7 protein-coding genes are annotated in these 11,809 nt (G+C 47.2%); 3 read left to right on the forward strand and 4 right to left on the reverse strand.

The features are described 5' to 3' along the window. Positions 1 to 28 precede the first annotated feature (28 nt). Positions 29 to 3,247: a CHAT domain-containing protein gene (locus AAC052_RS19525; protein WP_317488850.1), complete on the forward strand. Its 3,219-nt coding sequence runs from the start codon at positions 29 to 31 to the stop codon at positions 3,245 to 3,247. Between the two features lie 54 nt (positions 3,248 to 3,301). On the opposite strand, the gene AAC052_RS19530 is transcribed toward AAC052_RS19525, so the two are convergent. Continuing rightward, the gene (locus tag AAC052_RS19530; RefSeq protein ID WP_339815139.1) at positions 3,302 to 4,957 is read right to left on the reverse strand and encodes an amidase; all 1,656 of its coding nucleotides are present in this window, start codon (positions 4,955 to 4,957) and stop codon (positions 3,302 to 3,304) included. Between the two features lie 136 nt (positions 4,958 to 5,093). Between AAC052_RS19530 and AAC052_RS19535 the strand changes: the two genes are divergently transcribed. Both AAC052_RS19535 and AAC052_RS19540 read left to right on the forward strand, forming a co-directional pair. Then, positions 5,094 to 5,522 (forward strand): Rrf2 family transcriptional regulator, encoded by a 429-nt coding sequence (locus AAC052_RS19535; protein WP_317488852.1) that lies wholly within the window; start codon positions 5,094 to 5,096, stop codon positions 5,520 to 5,522. A 77-nt stretch (positions 5,523 to 5,599) separates the two neighbouring features. Beyond that, a complete protein-coding gene (locus AAC052_RS19540; protein WP_317488853.1) occupies positions 5,600 to 7,393 on the forward strand; it encodes an SLC13 family permease in 1,794 nt (597 codons plus the stop codon). A 4-nt stretch (positions 7,394 to 7,397) separates the two neighbouring features. Here the strand turns inward: AAC052_RS19540 and AAC052_RS19545 are convergent, their stop codons facing one another. The 3 genes from AAC052_RS19545 to AAC052_RS19555 form a co-directional block, all read right to left on the reverse strand. Further along, complete coding sequence (locus AAC052_RS19545) at positions 7,398 to 9,758, reverse strand: prolyl oligopeptidase family serine peptidase (protein WP_339815140.1); 2,361 nt, start codon at positions 9,756 to 9,758, stop codon at positions 7,398 to 7,400. A gap of 187 nt (positions 9,759 to 9,945) precedes the next feature. Then, a complete protein-coding gene (locus AAC052_RS19550; protein ID WP_339815141.1) occupies positions 9,946 to 10,908 on the reverse strand; it encodes a hypothetical protein in 963 nt (320 codons plus the stop codon). A gap of 180 nt (positions 10,909 to 11,088) precedes the next feature. Beyond that, positions 11,089 to 11,652: a DUF4251 domain-containing protein gene (locus AAC052_RS19555; RefSeq protein WP_339815142.1), complete on the reverse strand. Its 564-nt coding sequence runs from the start codon at positions 11,650 to 11,652 to the stop codon at positions 11,089 to 11,091. Positions 11,653 to 11,809 lie beyond the last annotated feature (157 nt).

Here is an 11,809-nt window from a genome sequence, read left to right on the forward strand (position 1 = left end):
AAAGCAATCAACCTAAATCTGACGGTTCATGAAGACCCCCATTTTGTTTTTTAAAGGCTTTCTGATTTTTTTTCTGACAATTGCATTTCTGCCGACATCAGCCCAGTATAAGTTTGACAGTAAGCCTTTCAAAAAAACTTTTGAAAAGGCAAAGAAAGCTTATGACGGTTACGACTACGCCACTATCCTTGATCTCGAAGCCGATCTTCTAAAGTTCTCCGAGCCTAAAAAAGATACCCTTACTGCCCTCATTTACTCGTTTTTGGGCGAGTCGTACGATGTGGAGGGCGACCCTATGAAGGCCTATGATTACTACAAAAAGGAATATGCCCTACGACAATCCATTCAGGATAAATCAGAATACAATTATGGGGGTTTGTTGTTCAACCTGGCTTTCTATGCCATGGGGCTTGGCGACTATCAGGAGTCAGAAAAGCTGTTTTTAGAACTGGTCGACGAAGACAAAAAGGCCTATGGAGATAAGAGTGAAGAGTACGCCAGGACAGTGAAAAACCTTGCTGACCTTTACAAGAGCATGGGACGCTACAAAGACAGCGAAACAACACTGAGAAAACTGATGCGAGAGATTGATAGTGATAATCCTAATTATCCTTCGGTGGTCACCAACCTAGCCATTTTATACACCGCTACAGGAGAATACTCGAAATCAGAAAGGACTTTCGAAAGGGCACTAGAGTTGCTGGAAAATAGCGTAGGGAGTGCTTCGGTTGATTATGTGGTTGCATTAAGCAGTTTGAGTTATCTCTATCAGTCAGCAGGCCGCTATTCCGAAGCCGAGGAAACGCTTACAGAGGCTAACTCAATTCTAAACAGACTTCAGGGAGAAAACGAGCAGGTAAAAAGTCTTATTTATAATTATACAGGCACCGTAAAATTCAGAATGGGCCTATACGAGGAAGCCGTCAACTACTTTACACAGGCACTCAAAATAGATTCGACTTTGTACGGAGTAGAGTCTCCTTTGTATGCCTACTCTCTCGACGCACTTGGGTCGGTCTACAATTATATGGGAAATCACACTCAGTCCATCGAAGCATACGAAATGGCAATGCAAATTATTGGTGATGTGATGGGCGCCGATAGCTTCGACTACTCCTACACTCAGGCCAACCTGGCACTTGCATATATCAACGATGGCCAGCTGGAAAAGGCTCTCAGCACGATGACCGAAGTCTTGGCCACCGATAAGGCCGTATTGGGAGGAGATCATCCTGACTACGCCAATAGTGTACACAACATGGGTAATCTTCAGTTCAAGCGAGAAAACTATGGCGAAGCCGATAAGTATTATAGCGAATCTTTAAGAATAAGGAAAAGAGCGCTGGGTGCCACTCATCCAAAATATGCTGAAACGACAAATAAGCTAGCTATCCTTAAATGGGCACAAAAGGACTCAAAAGGTGCTGAAGCATTCTACAAGGAAACATTTGATAACTTTTTCACTCAGATCAACGCTTACTTCCCAATTCTTAGCGAAGACGAAAAAGCAACGTTCTACTATACCAAGTTACGAACTGCCTTCGAAGAGTTTAATTCCTTTGCCATTGACAGGTTCCAGGACAACCCTGCGCTTATTGGCGATATGTACAATATTCAGCTCGCTACTAAAGGCTTGATTCTGTATGCCACCAACAAAGTGCGTGAAAGCATCCTCAACAGTGGTGATACCGTTATCATCAACAAGTACCAGGATTGGATAAGTCAAAAGGAGAAGATCGCCAAGTTATACTCTTCAAACGATGAGGAACTGGACATCAGAAATCGAAAAATTGACTCACTATCTAACATTGCCAATAGCCTTGAAAGGGAGTTAAGTACCGCTTCGGCTGCTTTCTCCAATACGTTTGTGAAGAAAGACTACACCTGGCAAAATGTACGGGACAAGCTTAAGCCTGGAGAAGCTGCTGTAGAAATTATCCGCTTTAGAGAATTCAAGCCCGATTCAAGCGGCATTTTTACAGATAATGTTTTTTACGCAGCATTGATTGTTCGCAGCGACACAAAGGACAACCCTGACCTGGTGATTATAAGAAATGGTAACCAAATGGAAGACCGCTACCTGGCCAACTATAGGAACGCCATCCGGTACAAAATTGAAGAAGACTTCTCTTACGGACTATTCTGGAAGCCTATCGCCAATAAATTAGAAGGCGTCAAAAAGGTGTATTTGTCACCAGATGGGGCCTTTAACCAAATCAGCATCTATACCCTGCGAAACCCAGATACCGGCAATTACACGCTCGACGAAATAGAGATTCAGGTAGTAACCAATACCAAAGACCTCGTAGAGGAAAGAAAACAGTCGGCCTTACAAACTAAGGACGGCAAAGCAGTGCTCATAGGCTATCCCAACTATAACAAAGGCGCCTTTGAAGACATAAAAGCTGAAGAAGCCATTGCTTCCAGCGTAGTGGCAGCTGCCGCTGAAGGCGGTGGAGATAGCCGGGGGGTGCGGGGAACCAGAGGCACTCGTGGAACACGGGGGTCGAGAGGTTCAGATGGTGAAGAAAGCGCTAGCCGTGGTTTGACAAGGGGAGCTTCCAGGGGCCTTCCACGAGGAATCAGAGGAAACCTCAACCGCTACATCAACAGTGACGACCTGCTTGCGCTTCTCCCGGGAACAAAAGTAGAGGTGGAAAAAATTAACGCCCTTTACACCTCGAGCAAAACTTCATCGGAAGTTGTGCTGGGCGACAATGCTATCGAGACATCGCTTAAGAGTGTCAAATATCCCCGCACTTTACATGTGGCCACGCACGGGTTTTTCCTTGAGGATCCTAAGCCTGAAGAGGCTATCGACACTAAGTATATTGAGAACCCGCTTCTTAAGTCGGGTCTGGTGTTTGCAGGAGCCAATAGCTTTCTGGCAACCGGCGAAATGACAGACGACGACGGTATTCTAACTGCCTACGAAGCAATGAACCTCAACCTTGATGGTACTGAGTTAGTAGTACTATCTGCCTGCGAAACGGGTCTTGGCGAAGTACAAAACGGCGAGGGTGTTTACGGACTACAGAGGGCATTCAGAGTGGCCGGAGCCAAAAGCATGATCATGTCGATGTGGACAGTAGATGACGATGCCACACAAGAACTCATGACTCACTTTTATGAAAATTGGCTTAAGACAGGCGATAAGCATGCTTCATTTATCAATGCGCAAAAGTCGCTGAAGAAAAAATACCCTGAGCCTTACTACTGGGGTGCGTTCATAATGGTGGGTGAGTAAAAACCCCTTCCAATAGAAAAGTGAGAACCCTTCTGTCTGCGGCAGAGGGGTTTTTTATTTGAACATCGGAGGATGCTGAACGTGAAAGTCAGTCAGCGCCTGAATCTGGGCCCCAAAGGCCACCAGCTCTTCCTCTTCAAATAAATGACCGACCAGGGTAAGGCTTGTTGGTCTCGATTTGTCGTCGAAGCCTGTGGGAAATGCCAGCGCCGGATGACCTGTCAGGTTCGTTATCAGTAGCTGGCGGCTGAACGTCGGTGCAATGAGTATGTCTATTTCAGCCATCGTTTCATCCATTTTGTCCATCAACACCTGTCGATGCCTATTGGCCTGAAGGTATTCCACTGCCGGTATAAACCTTGATTGTCGTAGCGAATTAGCCCTTGATCCGCCCGTCTGCTCAACCATTTTATCGACGCCGTGGCTCCGCACCAGCTCGTCGAAAAAAGCACCGGCCTCGGCCCTAAGGATCACATCAAAAGAGCTGTAGGGGATTGAATCCTCCGCAGGCAACTCAATCTCCTGCATTTCATAGCCTGCCTCCATTAGCCCATTGAGCAGGGCAATGGCATTTTTCCCCAACTCTGTGCTGTCGCTCTCCATCATGCCCTTCAAATAACCCACTCGCAGCGATTTGGCCGAGAGCACCGCCGGATGCTGGAGCTGGACATCATCGACAGTAAGATCAAGGTTGTCAGGTCCCATAATGGCCTCTAACACAATGGCACAGTCCATGGCCGTTTTGGTAATTGGCCCAGGCTTGTCCATACTCCAGCTCAGGCTCATGCAGCCGTATCGGCTCACCCTTCCAAAAGTGGGGCGCAACCCGGTCACACCACAACGGGACGATGGGCTTACAATAGAGCCAAGTGTTTCCGTACCGATACCAAATGGCACCAGCCCTGCAGCCACTGCCGACCCCACTCCGGCCGAGGAGCCGCTGGCTCCCTGCGTGGTATCCCAGGGGTTTTTCGTTTGTCCACCAAACCAAACGTCGCCACGGGCAAGAGCACCTGAGGTGAGCTTCGCAACCAGCACGGCCCCGGCCTCCTCAAGCTTTGTTACCACTGTAGCATTGTAATCCAGCACCTGATGCTCGTACGGCTTTGAGCCCCAGGTGGTGGGGTAACCTTGCACCGCAAACAAATCCTTAATGCCGTAGGGTATGCCATGCAAAGGGCCCCTGTATTTACCTTCGGCAAGCTCTTCGTCCATTTTTCGAGCCTGGGCCAAAGCAAGCTCCTCGGTTACGGTTATCACCGCCAGCAGTGTTGGGTCGTATTGCTTAATCCGGCTGAGAAATAGCTGAGTCAGCTCGACTGAAGAAACTTTCTTTGCTTTGATTAGGGCAGCCAGTTGTTCAACATTTAAAAAAGCCAGCTCCTCTTCAGAAACTGCGTCCGGATTGGCTTCCACAGACCAATCGATTTTTTTGTGCTGTTCTTTGGAGCCCGTCCGATAATTGGTGGTGAAAAGCAGAGGCGGCACAGTTGTCTCGGGCAACCGAAGGCTTCTCATCGCTTCATAACCCGTCAGGTTCCTTTCCAGATAGGCGAACATGGTGTCCACATCGCCTTTGCCGAATTGCAGACCGATAAGCTTTTGTGCGGAGCCTATGTCCTTCCTGGAAAACGGATGTCTGGAGGCTACAAAAAAACCGCTTCCAAAACTCAAAACCACCAGCAGCAGCAAAACTACTCTTCTCTTCATGGAATATTTTTCGAGAAGCTATAGAAGTATCTCAACGGCACCAACAAATTTTTTAGGAATGGAATCCCACACACCATTTTCTTCGGGTTCTATTTATATAGTTATATTTGCTACGCTGTCAACTCAGTAGCTGTTAATGATTTCAAAGAAAACCAAGTATGCACTCAATGCGCTGGTTCACCTGGCCAAAAAATTCGAGCAGGGGCCGGTGCTAATTAGTTATATATCCGAGCAGGAAAACATCCCCCAAAAGTTTCTTGAGGCCATTCTTCTTGACCTGAAAAATGCAGGGATATTGGCTAGCAAAAAAGGCAAGGGCGGCGGATACTACCTCATTAAGCCCCCCGAAGAAGTGAACGTAGCTGATGTTATGCGTTTGCTTGATGGTCCCATTGCGTTACTTCCCTGCGTTACTTACAAATATTATGAACGCTGCGAGGAGTGTAAAGACGAGGAAACTTGTGGTATCCGGGATGTATTTATGGCTGTTAGAAATGAGACTGTTCACATTCTGAAGCAAAACACCCTTGCTTCCATCATCGAAAAGGAATCAGTTCAGAAGTGATTATTTCTTTGTTCAAAAGTCTACTAATTTGGTATAGTTTATAGATTTTATAATATTTGCCCGCTTATTCAGAAAATATGGGGCTAGATGCATGGTTGGTATTAGGTGTGATAGTAGTGGCAGTACTGCTATTCGTCACGGAATTCTTCTCAATCGACGTTGTTGCGCTCCTTATATTGTGTTCTCTTGTTCTTCTCGGCATTATCAGCCCTGAGGAGGGAGTAGCAGGCTTTGCTAACCCTGCCACCATTACGGTGGCTTTCATGTTTGTTCTCAGTGCGGCGCTGCTCAAAACGGGTGCGCTTCAGCTAATGACGCCGAAGCTTGCCGGCCTGTTTAAATCGAATTACCTTCTTGGAATGATTAGCCTCGTGCTCTTTGTCGGGTTCACATCGGCGTTTGTCAACAATACACCAGTTGTAGCAGTATTTATCCCGGTTGCCGTGCAGATCGCCCATACCAGCAATATAAGTCCCTCCAAGCTGCTCATTCCTATCTCCTTCGCTTCCATCTTTGGGGGTGTTTGCTCTCTGATAGGTACGTCTACCAATATCGTCGTGTCGGGTGTGGCAATGAAAAACGGACTGCCCGAGTTTGGTATGTTCGAAATGTCTCCCCTTGGCCTGATCTTTCTCGTGATTGGCACATTGTATATCGCATTCATCGGAATAAAACTTCTACCCGACCGATCGGTTGCCGAAGGGTTCAAAAGCAGTGTTTCTTTCCGGGACTTCCTTACTGAAATTGAGCTAAAGGAAGATGGCGCCTTCACAGGCCAGCGCATTATGGACAGCCCGATTGTGAAGGAACTGGAAATGGATATTCTGGAAGTTCGACGCAATGGACAAAAATATGGGCTGCCTCCCGGCGATATGGTGCTACTTTCCGGCGACGTACTGAAAGTTCGGTGCAATGTTGAGAAGATTAAAGGGCTCAAAGATCTGGTAAAGATTCAATCGCAATCTGCCGTAAGTATTGGTGAAGAAGCCCTCAACAACCAGGGTATGACGCTGGTGGAGTTGGTCATTACTTCCCAATCTAGTTTTGAAGGAAAAACTCTAAGGGAGATCGACTTTCGCAGGAGCTACCGGGCGGTGCCCCTGGCCATTCGCCATCGTGAAGAGGTGCTTCACGAACACTTGCATGAGGTGCCTTTAAAGGCTGGAGACGTTATCCTTGCAGAAATAAAAACCCACCACCTGACTGAGCTTAAAAAGCAGGAGACTCACCATGAAAGCCCCTTCCTTATCCTTTCAGAAGAGGGTGTGATGGACTTTAAAAAGAAACGGTTCCTTTTTGTGTTGACAATTATTGGAACCATTGTGTTTCTGGCAGCTTTTAATCTCGTTAATATAATGATTGGAGCTATTGCCGGCACTGCGATACTTGTCGTGTCTAAATCAATCACGATGAAGGAGGTGTACCAGGCCATTGAATGGAAAGTGGTTTTTCTGCTGGCTGGTGCCCTCAGCCTTGGTGTGGCGATGCAAAAAAGTGGGCTCGCTGCTATCATTGCCAGCTCGCTGATTGATTCGTTGGGCGAATTTGGGCCAATTGCCATCGTGTCGGGTCTTTATCTGGTCACCGCACTATTGACGGAAATGATGTCCAACAATGCCACCGCTGCCTTACTAGCTCCTATTGCCATAGTAACTGCGCAATCGCTTGACCTGAGCCCCACACCTTTCCTAATGGCTGTCACCTTTGCTGCTTCTGCCAGCTTCATGACTCCGGTGGGCTACCAAACCAATACTATGGTATACAGTGCGGGCGGCTACAAATTTACCGACTACTTTAAGGTAGGCTGGCCACTTTCCCTGGTGTTCTGGATAGTAGCAAGCATCCTGATCCCCATTATTTTTCCCTTCTGAAAAACTACTTTTTCAGGTTTTTCTCAAATAGCTCAAAAATTCTCCGGTACTCGTCGGCCCAGCTGGAAGCCTCCACAAAGCCGTGGTTTTCCACCGGATACAAAGCCATTTCCCAATCCTTTTTGCCTAACTCAATCAACCTTTGCGACAGCCGAACAACATCCTGAAAGTGTACATTGGTGTCGACCATGCCATGTGCAATAAGCAATGGCTTTTTCAGGTTTTCTGCATAATAAATCGGTGACGACTTGCGGTAGGCAATGCTATCCAGCACAGGTGTGTTCAGGATATTAGACGTATAGCCGTGGTTATAGTGAGCCCAGTCGGTAACAGACCGCAGGCCGGCACCAGCCGCAAAAACATCGGGCTCGGTAAATAATGCCATCAGCGTAATAAAGCCTCCATAGGAACCGCCATAAACGCCGATCTTGTCTTTGCCCACGCTGTGCTTCTCTACCAGAAACTTAGCCCCATCCACATTGTCGGACAGGTCCCAACCTCCCATAAACCGATAGATGGCAGTGCGCCAGTCACGGCCGTAGCCTGCACTGGCTCTGTAGTCGATGTCGAGCACTGTATAGCCATTGTCTACCAGGAAGTTGTGGAACATGTACTCACGGTAATAGCTGCTCCACCATTTGTGCGCATTTTGCAGGTAGCCAGCTCCGTGCACAAAAACAACCGCCGCACCATTGGGAGTGGGATTAGCCGGTTTATAAAGCCTCGCCGGCACTTCAGTACCATCCCTGGCTGTGAAAGTGGTAAACTCGGGAGTTCTCCAGTTATATGCCTCGAATTCCGGCGTAGTTGACGAGGTAATCTTCTTCATTGTTGCCCCCGGTTTGTTCGGCATCAGGAACAGCTCCCAGGGTTTGTTGGCTGTTGAATATAACATGGCCAGGTTCTTTTCATCCGGCGACAATGTGACGTCGTTGCTTCCTACCTGCGATGTAATTTTCAAAGCTTTGCCTCCTTCCAACGGCAATTTGTAAAAGTGCCTTTGCCCGAAGTCTCCCTCATTGCTGCTGAAATACCACGACTTCTTGTCTTTGGACAAGCTTACATCGTACACCTCATGTTTTCCGGCCGTTAAAGCCTTTTTGCTTTTGCTCTCTACATCCAGTAAGTACAAATGTGAGAAGCCTGTTTCTTCCGACTGAAACCAAATCCTTTTGTTGTCGGGCAGCCACCCAATGTCACCAGGAGAATACATTGACCAACCAACGCCGGGGCCGCCTACCCAGGCCTCATCCCTTTGCCTATCCAGTAATGTATTCGATCCGTCTTCAGGGTTCAACAGAGTGATCCACCGGTCTTTGTTGTCCACCGAACGATACACCATAATGGCCTTCGACCCGTCATCAGACCAGAAAGGGCCAAAGCTGAACACTTCTCTCTCGAAAGCCTTCATCGTATCAAGCTTTGGATAGTCGGCGTAAAAATCGGGCTTGTCTTTGATCCCAGGCAAATCATTGGTTTTCACCTGCATCACCTTTCCTGTGGCAGGTGTAAACATCCAAACTTCCCTTTTGGACAAATCGGAGCCCACTTTCGTTCTCGTATTGATTGCTTCCGTGTAGCCTGACTCAGCTACAAACTCAGGCACCATGGTATTGTGGGTATTGTCGGCCGATTTAAAGAGAACATAAGAAATGATTTTGCCATCGGGACTCATTTGAATACCCGACACACTTTTGCCCTCAAGGTAAATTTCCATTGGTCTGCCTGGTTGATCTGCCTTTCGGATTTCCTTTTCCAGCTCATCTTCCTCGTGGCGCTGCTTCACAATCTTCGAAAGCCCCAGTTGATCATTTTTCAGCCATTCATCTTGTTCCGATAGCTTCTTGGGCTTCTTTGCGGAGCCCTCTTTAAAGTTGGTAAGTTGGGTGATAACCCCGGATGAGATGTCCCAGGAAAGCAGGTTGTTATCGGAGGTAAATTGGATGGTCCTTTCATCCGGACCAAAATAAGCATCCGATTCTCTCTCTATCGTGTTCGTTACCTGGGTAGCTGCTCCACTCTTCAGATCCAGCACAAATACGTCCCCGCCTTTTTCGTACAGCTTTTTGGTCATTGCCTCGTTGTAGGTGCCTCGTCTGGGTGGAAGAGCCCGTCTCTCGTTCGGAGTTACCTTCACGGGGCCATTGGAGCCAACGACGTACTTATATAGTGAATCGCTCGGGTTCTTGTCAGGATTCCAGTCGAAGTAGATCGTCTTACCATCTTCTGACCACCATGGACTGGACGGCCAGTAGCCTGTGAAATCTTGGCCCTGCATGATCTGCGGAATGGAAAGGGATGACTGGGCAGTGGCTGCGGAAAATGAAAGAGCAAGCAAAAGTACAACAATGTAGATTGGTCTCATGGGGTCAATATTATTTTGAACAATTTTCACCTTATTCAAAACTTTTAAAAGCAGCCTTACACAAAAGGCGCAGCCAGGGTAAAATAAAACAAAGTCGGCTGGTATGCAGTCGACTTTGTGATCTTCAGAATAAATTTAATGTAAATGCTGAATTGGTTGGTTAGGGTTAGCCAGCGATCCTCGTGTATTAGATGCCGCCTACGAACGTTCCACTTCGTCCGTCAGAGTCGGTCCATGAGCCAGCGATATCCCCACCTTCGATGGTGCCCGTGACAGTCACCACATCTCCATCACCCTGGTTGATACCCAGATAAATGTCGCCGTCCTCGTTGGCAAAGCCATTAATCGCCGACGAATCATCGCTGCCATTATAAACGCCCATCGCCTTGCCGCTCGCAATATTTAAAGTCCAGGTGCCAATTACGACACCGCCGCCTAATGCCGTTCCTTCGTAATCATTGTCAAAAGCTCCGGTAGCAATAGCACCAACGGCTGTACCCGACTCTTGTGTGGTGTCAAACCAAACCACAGTTACATCACCATCTGCAATACTCCCCTGTGCTGTTAGCACCGTGCCTGTGGCAAAGGCAGAGCCGATTGATAATTTTCCGTCGCCATCAACGTATCCCGATATCAGGCCGTTGCCGTCTCCTCCACTGTATGCGCCTGTTGCCTTTCCCTTGCTGATTGTCAGTGACCAGGAAGCGGAATACATATCGTCAGAAAAAGCAATCCCGTTGTAGCTGCCGTCAAAGCTAGTCACCTCTATAGCTCCGGAAAGCTCTCCAAACTCCACATCAGAGTTTGCCCAGGTTCCCGATACTTCCCCATCTTCTTTAATGGTGATGACCGTCTCTGTGGTAGATCCGTCGTCGTAGGTGATGTTTACTTCAAGCTTGCCTCCTTCATAAACAGTGCCTGTGTAAGCTGTACTTCCGGTGATATAATCAAAAGATCCACTGGCCTGTCCCTTGTGAACCAGCATAGTCCAGGTGCCAATTTGAACTCCCTGCATAGAAAAAAGCCCGTGATAGCTCCCGTCAAACGCCAGTGAAGGTGACGGCTCTTCGTCTTTATCGCCACAACCGCCGATTGAAAGAATAACGGCAAGGGAGAGCGCCAATTGGGCACTAGTAATAAATTTTTTCATGTTTACTCAGGTTAGAAATTAATACAACAATTGACTAAAGAAAAGTAATGTGGCAATCTGGAAAGCAAAGTACAGCTGCTGACCCGGTCGCAAGCAATCTCTAAAATAGCGTTAAATTTATTATAAAATAAAAAGCCCGTTGCTAAGCAACGAGCCTTTCTCTCTGTGTTTTTCCAAGTGCTACATTGGAACACTCATTCCTTTGTATTTAAACGATTCCCCATGGCGTTCCACATCTCCCGAAAAGGCAAGGCTTCTTCCCCAAGGCCCATAAAATCGAGCCACAGCGTTTTCCTTGCCCCGAATAGTTATAAATATGGTGCCGTTACCATAGCCAACGGAGCTCGTTTGAATGGTGACGAATAAGTTGTTGCCATTTTTACTCTCGTTGACCTTATAGTCTAGTATTCGACCAACAAAAGTGACGCCACCAATGCCGTTGTAGCCTATGCCGTAGGGAGAAGCCGTTTGCATAATAACTCTGTCTCCCTCTATGGAAACAAAATTATTGGCCGTGGCCATATATTGTCGGCTCTGTCTGTCAAGTAGGAAATCAGCATCTATGAGGAACGACCGATCATTCACTACTTCTTTGAGCTCAGTCATTTCCTGATCCCGCTCTAACTGTTTAAGTTCTTTTCTATCTGATTTGGAAACTTTCTGATTGTCATCAGCCGTTTGGCTATAAGCCGGTACTACTAAGATCAACAATCCAAGCACCGCTAAATTCTTCAACTTCTTCATAGCTTCTAATTGTTTAGTACAACCTTATAACAATCAAAAGCAATGCCACTAGTACCTTTTTAGCAATTTTTAACATTTGTGGGAGAAATCACATGCACCTCCAGTTCTTTGCAGTTCGCCACAAAGGCGAACCACAAAGATTGATGGTGATCAAAAA

It is taken from the genome of uncultured Imperialibacter sp. (assembly GCF_963974565.1).
Classification (GTDB): Bacteria; Bacteroidota; Bacteroidia; order Cytophagales; family Cyclobacteriaceae; genus Imperialibacter; species Imperialibacter roseus.

Excerpts from the sequence above, each read along its gene's own strand:
- AAC052_RS19525 (WP_317488850.1), top strand. The coding sequence starts at position 29 with ATGAAGACCCCCATTTTGTTTTTTAAAGGCTTTCTGATTTTTTTTCTG.
- AAC052_RS19530 (WP_339815139.1), bottom strand. The coding sequence starts at position 4,957 with ATGAAGAGAAGAGTAGTTTTGCTGCTGCTGGTGGTTTTGAGTTTTGGA.
- AAC052_RS19535 (WP_317488852.1), top strand. The coding sequence starts at position 5,094 with ATGATTTCAAAGAAAACCAAGTATGCACTCAATGCGCTGGTTCACCTG.
- AAC052_RS19540 (WP_317488853.1), top strand. The coding sequence starts at position 5,600 with ATGGGGCTAGATGCATGGTTGGTATTAGGTGTGATAGTAGTGGCAGTA.
- AAC052_RS19545 (WP_339815140.1), bottom strand. The coding sequence starts at position 9,758 with ATGAGACCAATCTACATTGTTGTACTTTTGCTTGCTCTTTCATTTTCC.
- AAC052_RS19550 (WP_339815141.1), bottom strand. The coding sequence starts at position 10,908 with ATGAAAAAATTTATTACTAGTGCCCAATTGGCGCTCTCCCTTGCCGTT.
- AAC052_RS19555 (WP_339815142.1), bottom strand. The coding sequence starts at position 11,652 with ATGAAGAAGTTGAAGAATTTAGCGGTGCTTGGATTGTTGATCTTAGTA.